The organism is Streptomyces sp. NRRL F-5123 (assembly GCF_000721495.1).
In the GTDB taxonomy this organism is placed as follows: Bacteria; Actinomycetota; Actinomycetes; order Streptomycetales; family Streptomycetaceae; genus Actinacidiphila.
Genome location: NZ_JOHY01000001.1, coordinates 35,243 through 51,467, shown reverse-complemented (window position 1 = coordinate 51,467; position 16,225 = coordinate 35,243). Strand labels below are relative to the sequence as shown.

At 74.5% G+C, this 16,225-nt stretch carries 15 protein-coding genes; 9 read left to right on the top strand and 6 right to left on the bottom strand.

Annotated elements, in window-relative coordinates:
• Positions 1 to 73: 73 nt before the first annotated feature.
• The 3 genes from IH54_RS0100230 to IH54_RS0100220 form a co-directional block, all read right to left on the bottom strand.
• Positions 74 to 736 carry a nitroreductase family protein gene (locus IH54_RS0100230; RefSeq protein ID WP_031511932.1) on the bottom strand — a complete coding sequence of 221 codons (663 nt, stop codon included), beginning with the start codon at positions 734 to 736 and terminating at the stop codon, positions 74 to 76.
• Positions 737 to 848: 112 nt separating this feature from the next.
• Positions 849 to 1,184 carry an ArsR/SmtB family transcription factor gene (locus tag IH54_RS0100225; protein WP_031511931.1) on the bottom strand — a complete coding sequence of 112 codons (336 nt, stop codon included), beginning with the start codon at positions 1,182 to 1,184 and terminating at the stop codon, positions 849 to 851.
• A 102-nt stretch (positions 1,185 to 1,286) separates the two neighbouring features.
• Positions 1,287 to 2,042, bottom strand: a complete 756-nt coding sequence (locus IH54_RS0100220; RefSeq protein WP_159011573.1) for a response regulator transcription factor — start codon at positions 2,040 to 2,042, stop codon at positions 1,287 to 1,289.
• A 628-nt stretch (positions 2,043 to 2,670) separates the two neighbouring features.
• On the opposite strand from IH54_RS0100220, the gene IH54_RS0100215 reads away from it, so the two are divergent.
• The 4 genes from IH54_RS0100215 to IH54_RS0100200 all read left to right on the top strand — a co-directional run bounded on the left by IH54_RS0100215 (position 2,671) and on the right by IH54_RS0100200 (position 8,312).
• Complete coding sequence (locus tag IH54_RS0100215; protein WP_031511928.1) at positions 2,671 to 4,338, top strand: ABC transporter substrate-binding protein; 1,668 nt, start codon at positions 2,671 to 2,673, stop codon at positions 4,336 to 4,338.
• A complete protein-coding gene (locus IH54_RS0100210; RefSeq protein WP_031511926.1) occupies positions 4,335 to 5,315 on the top strand; it encodes an ABC transporter permease in 981 nt (326 codons plus the stop codon). Before IH54_RS0100215 ends, IH54_RS0100210 begins: the two co-directional genes overlap by 4 nt.
• On the top strand, positions 5,312 to 6,223 hold the full coding sequence (locus tag IH54_RS0100205; protein ID WP_043179363.1) for an ABC transporter permease: 912 nt from the start codon (positions 5,312 to 5,314) through the stop codon (positions 6,221 to 6,223). The genes IH54_RS0100210 and IH54_RS0100205 overlap by 4 nt, the downstream gene beginning before the upstream one ends.
• A 286-nt stretch (positions 6,224 to 6,509) precedes the next feature.
• Positions 6,510 to 8,312 carry a dipeptide ABC transporter ATP-binding protein gene (locus tag IH54_RS0100200; RefSeq protein WP_052396891.1) on the top strand — a complete coding sequence of 601 codons (1,803 nt, stop codon included), beginning with the start codon at positions 6,510 to 6,512 and terminating at the stop codon, positions 8,310 to 8,312.
• 75 nt (positions 8,313 to 8,387) lie between these two features.
• Here IH54_RS0100200 and IH54_RS0100195 read toward each other — a convergent pair whose 3' ends face one another.
• Positions 8,388 to 9,008 carry an L-threonylcarbamoyladenylate synthase gene (locus IH54_RS0100195; RefSeq protein WP_031511922.1) on the bottom strand — a complete coding sequence of 207 codons (621 nt, stop codon included), beginning with the start codon at positions 9,006 to 9,008 and terminating at the stop codon, positions 8,388 to 8,390.
• 181 nt (positions 9,009 to 9,189) lie between these two features.
• Between IH54_RS0100195 and IH54_RS0100190 the strand changes: the two genes are divergently transcribed.
• Both IH54_RS0100190 and IH54_RS0100185 read left to right on the top strand, forming a co-directional pair.
• Positions 9,190 to 10,125: a slipin family protein gene (locus IH54_RS0100190; RefSeq protein WP_052396890.1), complete on the top strand. Its 936-nt coding sequence runs from the start codon at positions 9,190 to 9,192 to the stop codon at positions 10,123 to 10,125.
• A 250-nt stretch (positions 10,126 to 10,375) separates the two neighbouring features.
• On the top strand, positions 10,376 to 12,319 hold the full coding sequence (locus IH54_RS0100185) for a discoidin domain-containing protein (protein WP_031511918.1): 1,944 nt from the start codon (positions 10,376 to 10,378) through the stop codon (positions 12,317 to 12,319).
• A 39-nt stretch (positions 12,320 to 12,358) separates the two neighbouring features.
• Here IH54_RS0100185 and IH54_RS0100180 read toward each other — a convergent pair whose 3' ends face one another.
• Positions 12,359 to 12,775: an arsenate reductase ArsC gene (locus tag IH54_RS0100180; RefSeq protein ID WP_031511917.1), complete on the bottom strand. Its 417-nt coding sequence runs from the start codon at positions 12,773 to 12,775 to the stop codon at positions 12,359 to 12,361.
• Between the two features lie 87 nt (positions 12,776 to 12,862).
• Between IH54_RS0100180 and IH54_RS0100175 the strand changes: the two genes are divergently transcribed.
• Together IH54_RS0100175 and arsB are read left to right on the top strand one after the other, a co-directional pair.
• Positions 12,863 to 13,171, top strand: coding sequence for an ArsR/SmtB family transcription factor (locus tag IH54_RS0100175; RefSeq protein ID WP_031511915.1), 309 nt, complete (start codon positions 12,863 to 12,865; stop codon positions 13,169 to 13,171).
• Positions 13,162 to 14,310 (top strand): ACR3 family arsenite efflux transporter, encoded by a 1,149-nt coding sequence (arsB, locus tag IH54_RS0100170; protein WP_052396889.1) that lies wholly within the window; start codon positions 13,162 to 13,164, stop codon positions 14,308 to 14,310. Before IH54_RS0100175 ends, arsB begins: the two co-directional genes overlap by 10 nt.
• On the opposite strand, the gene IH54_RS0100165 is transcribed toward arsB, so the two are convergent.
• Positions 14,244 to 14,615, bottom strand: coding sequence for an ArsR/SmtB family transcription factor (locus IH54_RS0100165; protein WP_031511913.1), 372 nt, complete (start codon positions 14,613 to 14,615; stop codon positions 14,244 to 14,246). The two genes, arsB and IH54_RS0100165, sit on opposite strands and share 67 nt — an antisense overlap.
• Before the next feature lie 148 nt (positions 14,616 to 14,763).
• On the opposite strand from IH54_RS0100165, the gene IH54_RS0100160 reads away from it, so the two are divergent.
• On the top strand, positions 14,764 to 16,158 hold the full coding sequence (locus IH54_RS0100160; RefSeq protein ID WP_052396888.1) for an NAD(P)-binding domain-containing protein: 1,395 nt from the start codon (positions 14,764 to 14,766) through the stop codon (positions 16,156 to 16,158).
• Positions 16,159 to 16,225 lie beyond the last annotated feature (67 nt).

Genomic DNA, 16,225 nt, shown 5'->3' with positions numbered 1-16,225 from the left:
CTCCCGTGCACGGCACGGCAGGCGGACTCGAGGCAGCTGCCCGCCGGGCGGGAGCGGGCCGCCGGGGCGGGCGCTACGGCCGGCCCTGCTTCCACCCGTCCCAGTGCAGGACGTGCTCGCGGGGGATGCGCGGAGCCGGTTTGAAGTCGGTGCCGATGCTGTAGGCCAGCGGGATGAACGCGGCCAGCATGACCTCGTCGTAGGGGACTCCGAGCACCCCGGCCAGCTCCCTTTCCAGCGGGGCCTGCGCGGTCGTCCACGTCGTGCCGAGGCCGCGGGCCCGGGCGGCGAGCATGAAGCTCCACACGGCGGGCAGGATCGAGCCCCAGGTCCCGGCCTGCTCGGCGACGTTCGCGCGGTCGGTGCGCCCCTCGACGGCGGGGATGACGAACACCGGCACCCGGTGGATGTTCGCGGCCAGGTGGCGCAGGCCGTCGAAGACCCGCTCGGTGGAGCCCGGGTGGTAGCCCATGCGCCAGGTGTCGCGCGCGGTCAGTCGCTGCCCCTGGGCCACGGAGAGGGCGCGCAGGAAGAGGTCGGCCACGGCGTGCCGCTGGACGTCCTCGGTGACCACGACGAAGTGCCAGCGCTGCCGGTTGCGGCCGGTCGGAGCCTGAACGGCGAGGTCCACGCACTCCTCGATCAGCTCGCGCGGGACGGGGCGGTCGAAGTCGAGGCGCCGGCGGACCGCACGCGTGGTCGACAGGAGTTGGTCGGGCGTCAGATCCAAGGTCACGGAAATCATCTTAGAGCAGACGATCAGCACGCATACAAATCAGCTGGTGGGCGCGCGGAACAGCCTCGGGCACCGCCCGGATCGGGCGGGCACGGCCCGGATCAGCCGGGGATCAGGCGGACGCGGCGGCGAGCAGCGTGAGCGGAACGTCGGGGAGCTGGGCGAGGATCGCGCCCATGAGGCCGGGGAAGCGCGAGTCGAGGTCGTCGCGCCGCAGGGAGATGTAGCGGTGCGTGCCTTCGAGGCGGGTGTTGGTGACGCCTGCCTCGCGCAGGATCTTCAGGTGGTGCGAGAGCGTCGACTTCGACAGCGGGATCGCCATCGCGCCGCAGGACATCTCGCCGCCCGCCACCAGCCCGACGATGGCCAGCCGCACGGGGTCGCTCAGCGCGTGGAAGAGCACGGCGAGTTCGAGGTCGTCGACCTTGGGGTGGACCGGCGTGCGCACGGACGGCTCCTCCCTTCCCGTAACCACCGGCCGCGGGCGGGCTCCCGGTTCGCGGGCTGCTCGCGGCCTGTCGTTTGACGGTTCAAGGATACTCGACCTTCGTCAGGAGGCGGCTGCCGGAAGGGTGCGGAAGTAGACGACGGCCTGGGTGCGGCTGCGCACCCGGAGCTTGGTCAGCACGTTGGAGACGTGGAACTTCACCGTCTTCTCGCTCAGGTGCAGCGCGGCCGCGACCTCCGCGTTCGACATGCCGGTGGCGACCAGGTCGAGTATCTCCCGCTCGCGGGGCGTGAGTTCGCGCAGCGCACCCTCCTCGACGGCCGGCTCCTGCCCCTCCCCCGGCGGTACGGGCAGGTGCGGGGCGGCGAGGTCCAGGGCGACCCGGGCGAGCGGCGGCGAGAAGTAGGCGTGCCCGGCGGCGACCGCGCGCACCGCGGCGAGCAGCTCGTACTCCCTGGCGTCGCGGTGCACCAGCGCGCTCGCCCCGGCCCGCAGCAGCGCGCTGACCCGCAGCTCGCTGCGGCAGGTGATCACGACCGCGCCTGCGGCGCCCGCGGTGCGGCCGACCACCGCCCGCACCAGATCGGCGGTGTCCCCGTCCAGCCCGCCGTCCTCCAGGACGACCACGGCGGGACGGGCGTCGACGGCCATCCGCAGCACGTGGCGGCTCTGGCAGACCTCGGCGACCACGTCGATGCCCCCGGCCGCCAGGAAGATGGTGCGCAGCCCGGTCCGCATGACCGGGCTGCCCGCGCCCAGCAGCACGCGGGCCGCGCCGGGCACCGGGAAGTCGCCGCCTAACGCCGCGGCGTCGGCCGGATGCACCGGCGCTTCCGCGGCCAGGTGGGACATCGCCATGGATCCTCCCCTGTGGTGTCGCCGCGGGCGGGCGGCGCCGCGCGTGCGGGGGCCGAGCACCCCGGGCACGCCTGGAGTTCGATTGTTTCACGTTTCCCGAATTAGCGCCCCGTCCGGGATCCGTACGCGCCAGGACCCGTACCTGCCCGGGCGCGACCGGGGGGCGGCCGGCGGCCCGCAAGTCGGGCAGGCCCCGGGACATCCTCCGGTCCCGCCCGCCGCCGGCGTTCCCGATCACCAGGACCCCCGACCAAAGTCCAGGCCGCGAAGCCGGATGACGGCCTTTCGGCGGGCTCGCAGTCCCGCCTTGCGGCCGAGGCACCCCGGGCTCCGCACACCGCAGACTGTGCGGCGACCGTTCACGTAGCTGGAGTGACCATGACGACCCAGCCGCCCCGCGCGGGGTCCGGGCCCGGTTCCGGCCCGTGCCCGCCGGCCAGGACCGCACCCGTAACGCGGCCCCGGCCCGCTCCCGTGCCCGCGGCGGGGGCCTGATGCCCTTCCGTCTCGCGCCACCGCTCGTACGGCGGCGCCACATCGACCTGCTGCGGGTCTGCACCGCGGCGTGTCCGGGCCGACCGCCCCGTCCACCGCCCCGCACCCCACCCGCCCCCGGAGGAGATCCGTCATGCCCACCCCGCTCCGCCGCGCCGCGTCCACCGCCGGCGCCGCCCTGCTCGCGGTCGCCCTCGCGGCCACCACCGGCTGCTCCGCCGACGGCGGCTCCAGCGCCGACGGCTCGGGCGGCAAGCCCGTCAAGGGCGGCAGCCTGACCTTCGCCGTCGGCTCCGAGCCGTCCTGCCTCGACCCGCACGTCTCCCCCACCGACGCCTCCGCCGTCATCCAGCGCGGCGTCTTCGACTCCCTGGTCTCGGAGGACGGGAACGGGACCGTCCACCCCTGGCTGGCGACGTCCTGGAAGATCTCCCCCGACGGGCTCAGCTACGACTTCACCCTCCGCGAGGACGTGCTCTTCCACGACGGCACCAAGCTGGACGCCGCCGCGGTCAAGGCCAACTTCGACCAGATCACCGCGCCGGAGACCAAGTCCGCCTACGCGGCGAGCCTGTTCGGCCCCTCCTACAAGGGCACCACCGTCACCGGCAAGAACACCGTGCGGGTGTCCTTCAGCCGACCGTTCTCCCCCTTCCTCCAGGCCGTGAGCACCACCTACCTGGGGATCGAGTCGCCGAAGGCGCTCAAGGCGGGATCGAGCGCGCTGTGCGCGGGCGGCACCCACTCCGTCGGCAGCGGGCCCTTCGTGGAGGCCTCGCGGACGGTGGGCCGGCAGATCGTCTTCCACCGCAACCCCGCCTACAAGTGGGGCCCGCAGGACGGCGGCTACAACGGGCCCGCCCACCTGGACACCTTCACCATCCGCTTCCTCACCGACGACACCACGCGGCTGGGGACCCTGACGAGCGGGCAGATCGACGCGGCCGTGGTGCCGGTGATCGCGGCGACCCAGGTCCGCACCGACCCGCGGCTGCGGCTGCTGTCCCACCAGTCTCCCGGCGCGGTCTACGGCCTGCAGCTCAACACCACCCGCGCGCCGCTCTCCGACCAGCGGGTACGCACCGCACTGCTGCACGCGCTGGACGTCGACAGCCTCGTGACGGCCATCTACCTGGGCATCTACCAGCGGGCCTGGAGCCCGCTGAGCCCTTCCACGCCGAACGCCTACGACTCTGCGCTGAAGGATTCCTGGGCGTACGACCCGAAGCAGGCCTCGGCGCTGCTGGACCAGGCGGGCTGGACCGGCCGTGACAAGCAGGGCTACCGCACCAAGGACGGCAAGCGACTGACCCTGTCGTGGCCCATCCTGGCCGCCAACGTCACGCGCGACCAGCGCGGCGCCCTCGCCGACGGGATGAAGTCCGAGGCCAAGGCGGTCGGCATCGAGCTCAAGCAGGTGGTGGTGGACTCCGGCGGCTATTTCAAGGCCGCCTACTCCGCCGACTACGACGTCCTGGACCTCAGCTGGTCGCGCGGTGACGGCGACATCCTGCGCGGCCTCTACTTCGGCGGCGCCAACCTGGAGAAGGGCGGCCAGAACGCCTCCCGCATCGACGACCCGCAGGTCGACTCGTGGCTGCTGGCGGCGTCCGCCACCACCGACCCGGCACAGCGCAAGGCCGCGTACGCAAAGGTCCAGCAGTGGGTGATCGACCACGCCGTGACCGTCCCGCTGTACGTCGGCACGTATCTGCTGGGCACGTCGAAGTCGGTGCAGGGCGTCGCCTTCGACGTCTCCGGCTGGCCGCAGTTCGCACGCGCCTGGACCACCGGCCGGTGAGAGGCGCGGGCGTCGCACGCTACCTCGCGGGGCGCGCCGCGGCGGCGGTGCTGGTGGTGTGGGCGGCGGCCACCGTCGCTTTCGCCGTCCTGCACCTGCTGCCCGGCGACCCCGTGCAGATCATGCTGGGCAACGGCTACGCCGCCTCGCCCGGCATGGCTGCCCGGATCCGCCACGACTACGGTTTCGACCGGCCGTTCGCCGTGCAGTACGTCCGGTTCCTGACCCGGCTGCTGCACGGCGACCTGGGCACCTCCTACCAGCAGCAGCGGCCGGTGACCGCGATCATCGGCGAGCAGCTCGGGCCCACGCTCCAGCTGGCCGGCGCGGCCACCGTGCTCATCCTGCTGGTCGCGGTGGTGCTGTCGGTGGCCACCGCGGGCACCGGCAGCGGGCGCGGTCCGCTCGCCAGGCTCGGGCGGCTGGGCCGCGGCGTGCTGTCCGGTGCGGAGCTGACGGCGATCTCGCTGCCGTCCTTCTGGCTGGGGATGCTGCTGCTGACGGCCTTCTCCTTCCGGCTCCGGCTGCTCCCGGCCGCGGGCGCCGGCGGTTTCGAGGCCCTGGTGCTCCCGGCGGTCACGCTGGCGCTGCCGGCCGCCGGGCTGCTCACCCAGGTGCTGCGGGACGGCATGCAGGCGGCCTGGCAGGAGCCGTACACGCTCACCGCCCGCGCCCGCGGGCTGTCGGAGTGGGTGGTGCGGGCCCGGCACACCCTGCGGCACGCGGCGCTGCCCGCGCTCAACCTCACCGGATGGTTCGTCGGCCACCTGCTGGGCGGCGCGGTCCTGATCGAGACGGTCTTCGCCCGGCCGGGGCTCGGCAAGGTGGCGCTCGACGCGGTCGGGACGCGGGACATGCCGGTGGTGCTCGGCGTGGTGATCGTCGCGGCCCTGGCGTACGCGGCCGTCAGCACCGTCGTGGACCTGCTGTGCCTGGTGGTCGACCCGCGGCTGCGGGTGAAGGGAGCGGCGGTATGACCGACGTGGACGCGGAGCCGGCCGCGAAGTTCCCGGTAGGCGCGGGCCCGCTGCGTGGTCTGCGGCAATGGCGGTGGCGGCCGCAGTGGCAGCGGTGGCGGCGGATACGGCCGGGCACCGCGCTGGCGGTCGCGGTGCTGGTGGCGATCGCCGCGGTGGCCGCGCTGCCGTGGCTCTTCACCGACGGCGCACCGCTGACCCCGCATCTCGACGCGGTGCTGCGCCCGCCGAGCCTCGCGCACCCGTTCGGCACCGACCAGCTGGGGCGCGACGTGCTGACCCGGGTGGCGTACGGTTCGCGGCAGTCGCTGGCCACCGGGCTCGGGGCGACCGCGCTGGCCGCCGTCGCGGGCCTGGTGATCGGGATGGTGGCGGCGCTGGCGGGCCGCGCCGCGGACGCGGTCGTGATGCGGCTGGTGGACGCGCTGCTGGCGCTTCCCGCGCTGCTGGTGTCGCTGCTGGTGCTGACCCTGGCCGGACGCGGCTCGGGCAGCGAGGCGATCGCCATCGCCGTGCCCACGGCGCTGGGGTACGCCCGGCTGGTGCGCACCCAGGCGATGTCGGTGCGCAAGTCCGGTTACGTGCGGGCGGCGGTGTGCCTGGGCCAGCGGCCGGCCGTCCTGGTGGCACGCCACGTCCTGCCCAACACCGTCGGACCGCTCGCGCTCGTCGCCGCGATCGGCACCGGCTCGGCGATCACCTCGGGCGCCGCCCTGAGCTACCTGGGACTCGGCCCGCAGCCGCCGTCCCCGGAGTGGGGCGCGATGCTCGCCCAGGGCCAGCAGTACCTGCCGGTCGCCTGGTGGACCGGCGTCTTCCCCGGCCTGGCCGTCACGGTCGCGGCCGTCGCGATCAGCGTGGCGGGCCGCGCCCTGCACCACCGCTTCGCGGGCCGGAGCGGCGGATGAGCCCGCGGCGGACACGCCCGCCCGCCCACCGCCGGGCGGCTGGGGCGCCCGCCGCACCCCGCCCGGGAACCCGGCGCCCCACGACACGGCCACCGGCGCACGGCCCGGCGACGCCGGCACCCGACGCATCGCCCGTACGCCGCCCTGCAACGCCGGCACCCGACGCACCGGTGCCGGTCCCGGTCCCGGCACCGGTCCCGGTCGGGCGACGCACCACGACACGACCGCCGGCCAACCGCCCGGCAGCGGCGGGGCCTGTCCGCCCGCGCGAGAGGAGTGGCCGCTCATGACCGACGCCATCGAGACCGTCGCCGGCGACGCCGGATCCGACGGTGCGGGCCCGCGCGGGCCCCTCGTCGCCGATGTCGCGTCCCTGCACGTGCGGTTCGACACGGCGGGCGGGCCCGTGGAGGCCGTGCGGGGCGTGTCGTTCCGGCTGGCCGCCGGGCGGTCTCTGGCGCTGGTCGGGGAGTCCGGCTCGGGCAAGAGCGTGACCGCGCGCAGCTTGCTGGGGCTGGTCGGCGGCCGGTCCGAGGTGCGGGCCGAGCGCCTGGAGGTGGGTGGCAACGACGTACGCCGGCACGGCGAGCGCGAGTGGCGGGCGATCCGCGGCGTGGACGTCGGGCTGGTCTCCCAGGACGCGCTCGTCTCGCTCGACCCGCTGCGGCCGGTCGGCCGGGAGATCGCCGAGTCGCTCACCGCCCACCGCCGCGCCTCCCGGGAGGAGGTGGGCGCCCGGGTCCTGGAGCTGCTCACCAGGGTCGGCGTGCCCGAGCCCGAACAGCGGGCCCGGCAGCGCCCGTACGAGCTGTCCGGGGGCCTGCGCCAGCGGGCCCTGATCGCCTCGGCCCTGGCCGGCGGCCCCCGGCTGCTGATCGCCGACGAGCCGACCACCGCGCTGGACGCCACCGTGCAGGCCCGCGTCCTGAAGCTGCTGCGGGAGCTGCGGGACGCGGGTACGGCGGTGCTGCTGATCAGCCACGACCTGGCCGCGGTGGCGCAGGTGGCGGACGACATCGCGGTGATGCGCGAGGGCGTCGTCGTGGAGCAGGCCGCGGCCCGGCGCATCCTGACGGCGCCCGAACACCCCTACACCCGGGCGCTGCTGGACGCCGTGCCCGGGCGGCGCCCGCCACGCACCCGGACGGCGAAGCCGTCCCCCGCCACCGCGGGTGAGCCGGCGGGACCCGAGGACGCGAAGGCCGGGACGGCCGCGGGACCCGGGAGGGAGGCGCAGGACGCGGAGGCCGCGAAGACCGGAGAGGTCGCGGAGGTCGCGGAGGTCCGGGACGCGCAGGACGCGGAGGCGGCGAAGCCTGGCGGGCCCGGGCCGGTACTGGAAGCCAGCGGACTCCGGTTGCGCTACCGGCGGCCCGGGGGCGGCTGGCGCGAGGCCGTGCACGAGGTCTCCCTCGCCCTCACGCCGGGCCGGACGCTGGGCGTCGTCGGGGAGTCCGGGTCGGGCAAGTCCACGCTGGCGCGGCTGGTGCTGGGGCTGGAGCAGCCGGACGCGGGCACCGTACGGCTGGACGGCACCCCGTGGAGTCCCGGCCCCGAGCGGTCCCGGCGCCAGCGGCGGCGGCTCGTGCAGCTCGTGGACCAGGACCCGCTCAGCGCGCTGGACCCGCGTTACCCGGTACGGCGGCTGCTCGGCGAGGCGCTGGCCGCCGCGGGGGTCGCCCGCGCGGACCGGCAGGCCGGCTGCGCCGAGCTGCTCACGATGGTGGGGCTGGCGCCGGAGCACCTGCGGCGCCGGCCGTGGGAGCTGTCCGGCGGCCAGCGGCAGCGCGTCGCGATCGCCCGCGCGCTGGCCACCCGCCCCCGGGTCCTGGTGTGCGACGAACCGGTCTCCGCGCTGGACGTGTCGCTCCAGGCCCAGGTCCTCGACCTGCTGGCGTCCCTGCGGGACCGGCTGGGCCTGGCCGTGCTCTTCATCTCGCACGACCTGGCGGTGATCCGGGAGATCGCCGACGAGGTGATGGTCATGCGGGACGGGCGGGTCCTGGAGAGCGGCCCGGTGGAGCAGGTCTTCGCCGATCCGGCCGACCCGTGGACGCGCGAACTGATCGCCGCGGCCCCGGCGTTGTGACCCGGTGGCCGTACCGCCCGCTGCCGTACCGCCCGCCGGCCGGGCGGTACGGCCACCGGGCGTACGGCCGCGCGGCTACTCGAACCGCGCGGTGTCGCCCGCGCCGCGGCGCAGGATCTCGCTGCCGCCGCCGGAGAAGTCCACGACGGTGGTGGGCTCGGTGCCGCAGTCGCCGGAGTCGACCACCGCGTCGACCACGTGGTCGAGCCGCTCCTTGATCTCCCAGCCCTGCGTGAGCGGCTCGGCCTCGTCGGGCAGCAGCAGGGTGCTGGAGACCAGCGGCGTGTCCAGCTCCGCGAGCAGCGCCTGCGTCACGACGTGGTCGGGGATGCGGACGCCGACGGTCCGCTTCTTCGGGTGCTGCAGCTGCCGCGGCACCTCCTTCGTCGCGGGAAGGATGAAGGTGTAGCTGCCCGGCGTGGCCGCCTTCACCGCCCGGAAGACGTCGTTGTCGATCTGCACGAACTGGCCGAGCTGCGCGAAGTCCCGGCAGACCAGCGTGAAGTGGTGCCGGTCGTCGAGGCCCCGGATCGTGCGGATGCGGTCGACGCCCTCACGGTTGCCCAGCCGGCACCCCAGCGCGTAGCAGGAGTCCGTGGGGTACGCGACCAGCGCACCGGCCCGGATGCTGTCGACCACGCCGCTGATGATGCGCGGCTGGGGATTCTGGGGATGTACATCGAAGTAGCGTGCCATCGCCCCAGCCTAGGGCGGCCCGCCCGGTGACCGTGCGAGCCGGGCCGCCGTGGCGGGGAGGGCGGCCGCCGCAACCGGGGGGTGCGGACCGAGCGTCAAACCCTCGCCAAGGAAAGGCCGTTGCCTGTGCGGCGGGCCCGGCGCAGGCCGTACCCTCACGCACCGGACTGGGGAGTGGGACATGGAGATCGTCGTTGTACTGCTGATCGTCCTGGCCGTGGTCGGCCTGATCGTGCTGCCGAGCAGCATGCGGGTCGTCAAGCAGTACGAGCGCGGGGTGATCTACCGCTTCGGCCGGGTGAACCCGCTGCCGAAGCAGCCCGGCCCGCGACTGCTGGTGCCCTTCATCGACAAGATGACCAAGGTCAACATGCAGGTCGTCACCATGCCGGTGCCCTCCCAGGAGGGCATCACCCGCGACAACGTGTCGGTACGCGTGGACGCCGTCCTGTACTTCCGCGTCGTCGACCCGATCCGCGCGACGGTCGACGTGCAGAACTACCAGTTCGCGATGCTGCAGGTCGCGCAGACCTCGCTGCGGTCGATCATCGGCAAGAGCGAGCTGGACGACCTGCTGTCCGGCCGGGAGCTGCTGCACGAGGGCCTGGAGCTGATGCTGGCCACCCCGGCGACGGGCTGGGGCGTGCACATCGACCGGGTCGAGATCAAGGACGTGGCGCTGCCGGAGTCGATGAAGCGGTCGATGGCACGACAGGCCGAGGCCGACCGCGAGCGGCGGGCCAGGATCATCACCGCGGACGGCGAGCTCCAGGCGTCGCAGAAGCTGTCGGAGGCGGCCCGCACGATGGACGCCAACCCGGCCGCGCTGCAACTGCGCATGCTGCAGACCGTCGTGGAGGTCGCCGCGGAGAAGAACTCGACGCTCGTTCTGCCCTTCCCGGTCGAGCTGCTGCGGTTCTTCGACCGCGCGGCGGCGGGCGCCTCCGGCGGTACGGTCCCGCAGCCGGCGCCGGCGCCCTCCCCGGCGGAGCCCGCGGGCGGGGCGGACGGGACCGGTGAGCTCGCGGCGTCCGAGGAGCGGGCGGAGCTGCCCGGTGCCGTACCGGAGCAGGCCGAGACGCAGAAGCAGGCCGGGACGCCGGCCGCCGAGGCGTAGCCCCCGCCCCGCGGCTCACCGCGCGGGTCCGTCCGCTGCGGCCCACGCCGTTTTCCGCCGCCCGCTCTTGTTACATCGATTTGTTTCACCATGCCATGCAACGCCCCCTACGGCACGCCTCTTGACACCCGAGAGGCGTGCCGTCTTTGCTGATGCCCGCACGCAATGGTTTCCATTCTGTTTCATTCTGTTTCACCCGGGCGCGGTCGCGAGATCGGCGGTCGGGTCATGTCAGCAAGGAGAACCGTCCATGAAACGCGCCTTCGGTGCCTCGGCCCTGACGGCCGCCGCGCTGTGCATGGCCTGCCTCCCGTCCACCGCCACCGCGGCGGCGCAGCCGGCCCACGGACCGGCGGACCCGCAGGCGCAGGTGTGGCTCACGACCGCCGACGACTCCGCGCAGTTGCAGCGGCAGGCGCCCGTCGCCTTCCACCGGGGGGCGTCCGACCTCACAACGATCACCGTCGACCCCACGCAGCGCTTCCAACGGATGGACGGCTTCGGCGGCGCCCTCACCGACTCCTCGGCCGCGGTGCTCGGCTCGCTCCCCCACCAGGCCCGGGACGACGCGATGCGGCGGCTGTTCGACCCCGCGTCGGGCATCGGCGTGAGCTTCCTGCGCCAGCCGGTCGGGTCCTCCGACTTCACCGCCGAGGCCGAGCACTACACGTACGACGACATGCCGGCCGGGCAGACCGACTTCGCGCTGAGCCACTTCAGCGTCGCGCACGACGAGAAGCTGATCCTCCCCCTGCTGCGGCAGGCCGAGCGGCTCAACCCGCAGCTCACCGTGCTCGCCACGCCGTGGAGCCCGCCCGCGTGGATGAAGGACTCGGACTCCCTGGTCGGCGGCCACCTCAAGGACGACCCGGCGGTCTACCGGGCCTATGCCCGCTACCTGGTGAAGTTCGTGCAGGCCTACGCCGCCGCCGGGGTCGGCGTCGACTACCTGACCGTGCAGAACGAGCCGCAGAACCGCACGCCCAGCGCGTACCCCGGCACGGACATGCCGGTCGAGCAGGAGGCGAAGGTCATCGAGGCGCTCGGCCCGATGCTGCGGGCCGCCGGGCTGCACACGAAGATCCTGGCCTACGACCACAACTGGACGACGCACCCCGGCGACATCGCGACCGCGGAGAAGCTCGGCGAGGACCCGCAGACGGACTACCCGTACGACATCCTCGACGGCCCCGCCGCCCGGTGGGTCGCCGGCACCGCCTACCACTGCTACTCCGGCGACCCGAGCGCCCAGAGCGCGCTGCACGACGCCCATCCCGACAAGGGCATCTGGTTCACCGAGTGCTCCGGCTCGCACGGAGCGGCCGACACCCCCGCGCAGATCTTCCGCGGCACCCTGACCTGGCACGCCCGCACCATCACCGTCGGCACCACCCGCAACTGGGCGAAGTCCGTGGCCGACTGGAACCTCGCCCTGGACGCCGACGGCGGCCCGCACAACGGCGGCTGCGACACCTGCACCGCGCTGCTCACCGTCCAGCCGGACGGCACGGTCACGGCCAACGCCGAATACAGCACCATCGGGCACCTGTCGAAGTTCGTGAAGCCCGGAGCCGTCCGCATCGCCAGCACCAGCTACGGCACCACGGGCTGGAACGGGCAGCTCACCGATGTGGCGTTCACCAACCCCGACGGCTCCACCGCGCTCGTCGTCCACAACGAGAACGACGACCCGCGGTCCTTCACCGTCGCCGTCGGCGACGAGTCCTTCGACTACACGCTGCCCGGCGGGGCGCTGGCGACCTTCACCTGGCCCGCGTCCAGCGCGCTGCACACCACGCTGCACCAGCTCGGTCTGTCCGGCGCCAACGCCACCGCCTCCCCCGCCGGCCAGGGCCCGGCGGCGGCCGTGCTGGACGACGACGGCAGCACCCGCTGGACGAGCGGCGCCGCCCAGGCACCCGGGCAGTACGTGCAGCTCGACCTCGGCCGCCGTACCGCCTTCGGCACGGTCGCGATCGACACCGGCGACAACCTCGGCGACCAGGCCCGCGGCTGGCAGCTCTCCGTCAGCGACGACGGCGCCCACTGGCGCACCGCCGCCCAGGGCCCCGGCACGGGCCAGCTCACCACGGTCCGCCTGCCGCACCCCGGCCACGCCCGCTACCTGCGCGTCACCCAGACCGGTACGGCCGCCAACTGGTGGAGCCTGGCGGACGTCCGCCTCTACCGCTGACCGCCCCGCCGCGCCCCGCACCCGGGGCGCGGCCCCGGCTCACGCGTCCCCCTCCGGCGCGATCTCGGCGAGCAGGTCCGCCACGAGGGCGCGGATCTCGTCGCGGATCGGCCGCACCGCCTCGACGCCCTGCCCCGCCGGGTCGTCGAGCTTCCAGTCGAGGTAGCGCCTGCCGGGGAAGACGGGGCAGGCGTCGCCGCAGCCCATGGTGACGCAGACGTCCGCGGCGCGGACGGCGCCGGCGGTCAGGAGCTCGGGGGTCTCGGCGGCGATGTCGATGCCGACCTCGCGCAGGGCCGCCACGACGGCCGGGTTGACCTCGGCCGCCGGCGCGGAGCCGGCGGAGCGGACCTCGACCCGGTCGCCGGCGAGGCGGGACATCCAGGCGGCGGCCATCTGGGAGCGGCCGGCGTTGTGGACGCAGACGAACAGCACGGTGGGCTTGTCGGTGGGCATCGGTCTTCCCCGGTCTTCCTGGTGTTTCCTTGCCGGTCCGGAAGGAGGCGGTGGCATCAGCCGCCGCCGATGTGAAAATATCAGCCCATGCTGATGTCAGTCGACACTGATCTCCTCCGCATCCTGGCCGACCCGCTCAGGATGCGCATCGTGACACTGCTGGCCCGCGAGACGCTGTGCACGACGCACCTCGTCGCGGAGACCGGCGCCCGGCAGACGAACCTGTCGAACCATCTGAAGGTGCTGCGCGAGGCCGGGGTGGTGGACACCGAGCCGTGCGGCCGCTTCACCTACTACCGGCTGCGCCCCGAGGTCGTCGAGACCCTCGCGGGGCAGTTCGCCGGGCTCGCCGCCGAGGCGCGGGCCACGGGCGGCACGAAACGGGCGTGCCCGTGACGCGCGCCGGCGTGCTTGCCGGGGAGGGGCCGGTCGCCGGGCGGCTGTCCGTCCTCGACCGCTTCCTGGCCGTGTGGATCCTCGCCGCCATGGCCGCGGGCCTCGGGCTGGGCCGCCTCGTTCCCGGCCTCGGCGGCGCCCTCGCGCGGGCAGAGGTCGGCGGGATCTCGCTGCCGATCGCGCTGGGCCTGCTGGTGATGATGTACCCGGTGCTGGCCAGGGTCCGCTACGACCGGCTCGACTCGGTCACCGGCGACCGGCGGCTCATGGTGTCCTCGCTCGTCCTGAACTGGGTCGTCGGTCCCGCGGTGATGTTCGCGCTCGCGTGGGCCTTCCTGCCGGACCTGCCCGCGTACCGCACGGGCCTGATCGTCGTCGGCCTGGCCCGCTGCATCGCCATGGTCGTCATCTGGAACGACCTCGCGGGCGGCGACCGGGAGGCCGCCGCCGTGCTGGTGGCGCTCAACTCGGTCTTCCAGGTGCTGGCGTTCGGGCTGCTGGGGTGGTTCTACCTCGACCTGCTGCCCGGGTGGCTCGGGCTGGGCAGGGGGGAGCAGCTGTCGGTCCCGTTCTGGCGGATCGCGGTGAACGTCCTGGTCTTCCTCGGCGTCCCGCTGGCGGCCGGGTTCCTCACCCGGCGGCTCGGCGAGCGGCGGCTCGGCCGCGCGGCGTACGAGCGGCGGGTCCTGCCGAGGGTCGGGCCGTGGGCGCTGTACGGGCTGCTGTTCACCGTCGTGATCCTCTTCGCCCTGCAGGGGCGGACGATCACCCACCGGCCCGGCGACGTCGCGCGCATCGCGCTCCCGCTGCTCGCCTACTTCACCCTCATGTGGGGCGGCTCCTTCGCGTTCGGCAGGGCGGCCGGGCTCCCGTACGAGCGCACCGCCACGCTCGCCTTCACCGCCGCGGGCAACAACTTCGAGCTGGCGATCGCGGTGGCCGTCGCGACCTTCGGCGCCACCTCGGGCCAGGCGCTCTCCGGCGTGGTCGGCCCGCTCATCGAGGTGCCGGCCCTGATCGCGCTGGTCCACGTCTCGCTGGCGTGGCGGCGGAGCTTTCCCGTGCGCGGCGGTCAGGCGGCGGGCGGGGCCGCCAGCAGCCGGCCCATCGCGGCGAGCACGGAGGGCTCCACGCGGTAGTAGACCCAGGTGCCGCGCCGCTCGGAGGTGAGCAGGCCCGCCTCCTTGAGCTTCTTCAGGTGATGGGAGACGGTCGGCTGCGACACGCCCACGTCGGAGATGTCGCACACGCACGCCTCGCCGCCGTCGTGCGAGGCGACCGCGGAGAACAGCCGCAGCCGCACCGGGTCGCCGAGTGCCTTGAACATCCGCGCGGCGGCCTCGGCCTCGGCGGCCGACATGGGGTGCTCGGTGAGCGGCGGGCAGCACGGCACGGCCTCCCGACCGCCGGTCTCCAGCAGGGGCAGCGCCCCGGTCTTCGCCATGGATCCATGTTGACACATGTCGAACCAGCCAGGCCGGGGCGGCGGCCGCATTATTGTTTTGATGATTGTCTATGTTGGCATCCGTCGAAACAGCTGGCATCCTGGAACCACCACGCATCGATGGACATCGAAACAAGAAGGAGCCGCCGTGACCACGCAGGCCACCCCCGAGCAGGCCGCCCCCGAGCTGCCCGTCGTCGTCATCGGAGCCGGACCCGTCGGTCTCGCCGCGGCCGCCCAGCTGGCCGGCCGCGGCATCGAGCCGCTGGTCCTGGAGGCCGGCGACCGGGCCGGGGCGGCGGTACGCGAGTGGGCGCACGTCCGGCTGTTCTCGACGTGGGCGGAACTGACCGACCCCGCCGCGGAGAAGCTGCTCGCCCCGACCGGCTGGACGCGGCCGGACCCCGCCGCGTACCCCACCGGCGGCGAGTGGGCCGAGCGGTACCTCCAGCCGCTCGCGGACGCTCTCGGCGACCGGGTCCGCACCGGCGTGCGGGTGACCGGCGTCGCACGCGCCGGCCGGGACCGCGTCGTCGACGCCGACCGCGCCGGCCGGCCCTTCGCCGTCCACGTCGAGACCGCGGACGGCCGCGAGGAGCGGCTGCACGCCCGCGCGGTCGTCGACGCCTCCGGCACCTGGGCCGTACCGGGCCCCGCGGGCGGCGACGGCCTGCCCGCGCTCGGCGAGCGCGCCGCCGCGAGCCGGATCTCCTACCGCGTCCCCGACCTGTCCGACCCCGCCGTACGCGCTCGGTACTCGGGGAAGCGCACCGCCGTGATCGGCTCCGGCGCCTCCGCCTTCACCGCGCTCGCCGCCCTGGCCGGCCTCGCCCGCTCCGGCGACGGCACCCGGGCGGTGTGGGTGCTGCGCCGCGGCATCGGCGGCTCCACCTTCGGCGGCGGTGAGGCCGACCAGCTCCCCGCCCGCGGCGCGCTCGGCCTGGCCGCGAAGGCCGCGGTCGACGAGGGGCACGCGGACGCCGTCACCGGCTTCCGCACCGGGTCCGTCGAGCGGGACGGCGACGGGCGGCTGGTGCTCACCGCCGAGGACGGCCGCCGGCTGGACCCGGTGGACGAGGTCGTCGTGCTCACGGGCCTGCGCCCCGACCTGTCCTTCCTGTCCGAGCTGCGACTCGGCCTCGACGAGCGCCTCCAGGCACCGCTCGCGCTCGCCCCCGAGATCGACCCCAACCAGCACTCCTGCGGCAGCGTCCGCCCGCACGGCCACCGCGAACTCGCGCACCCCGAGGACGGGTTCTACCTGGTCGGCATGAAGTCCTACGGCCGTGCCCCCACCTTCCTGGCACTGACCGGCTACGAGCAGGTCCGTTCGGTGGCCGCCGCCCTCGCGGGCGACCTGGAGTCGGCCGACCGCGTCGAGCTGACCCTCCCCGAGACCGGCGTCTGCGGCGGCGCGGGCCTCTTCGACGACGCGGCGCAGGACGGTGGCGGCTGCTGCGCCCCGGCGCCGCAGCTCCTCCGCATCGGCGCCGCACCGGCGGTCCTCCCGGCCGCGGAGGGCGGCGGCTGCTGCGGTTCGTGACCGGGGCGGGACGCGCGCCCGCGGCGGTGCGCGGACCGGACGCGGCGGTGCGCAGACCGGGCGCGGG

Coding starts and splice junctions, on each gene's coding strand:
- IH54_RS0100220 (WP_159011573.1), bottom strand. CDS start 2,042: ATGGCGATGTCCCACCTGGCCGCGGAAGCGCCGGTGCATCCGGCCGAC.
- IH54_RS0100215 (WP_031511928.1), top strand. CDS start 2,671: ATGCCCACCCCGCTCCGCCGCGCCGCGTCCACCGCCGGCGCCGCCCTG.
- IH54_RS0100205 (WP_043179363.1), top strand. CDS start 5,312: ATGACCGACGTGGACGCGGAGCCGGCCGCGAAGTTCCCGGTAGGCGCG.
- IH54_RS0100200 (WP_052396891.1), top strand. CDS start 6,510: ATGACCGACGCCATCGAGACCGTCGCCGGCGACGCCGGATCCGACGGT.
- IH54_RS0100195 (WP_031511922.1), bottom strand. CDS start 9,008: ATGGCACGCTACTTCGATGTACATCCCCAGAATCCCCAGCCGCGCATC.
- IH54_RS0100190 (WP_052396890.1), top strand. CDS start 9,190: ATGGAGATCGTCGTTGTACTGCTGATCGTCCTGGCCGTGGTCGGCCTG.
- IH54_RS0100185 (WP_031511918.1), top strand. CDS start 10,376: ATGAAACGCGCCTTCGGTGCCTCGGCCCTGACGGCCGCCGCGCTGTGC.
- IH54_RS0100180 (WP_031511917.1), bottom strand. CDS start 12,775: ATGCCCACCGACAAGCCCACCGTGCTGTTCGTCTGCGTCCACAACGCC.
- IH54_RS0100175 (WP_031511915.1), top strand. CDS start 12,863: ATGCTGATGTCAGTCGACACTGATCTCCTCCGCATCCTGGCCGACCCG.
- IH54_RS0100165 (WP_031511913.1), bottom strand. CDS start 14,615: ATGGCGAAGACCGGGGCGCTGCCCCTGCTGGAGACCGGCGGTCGGGAG.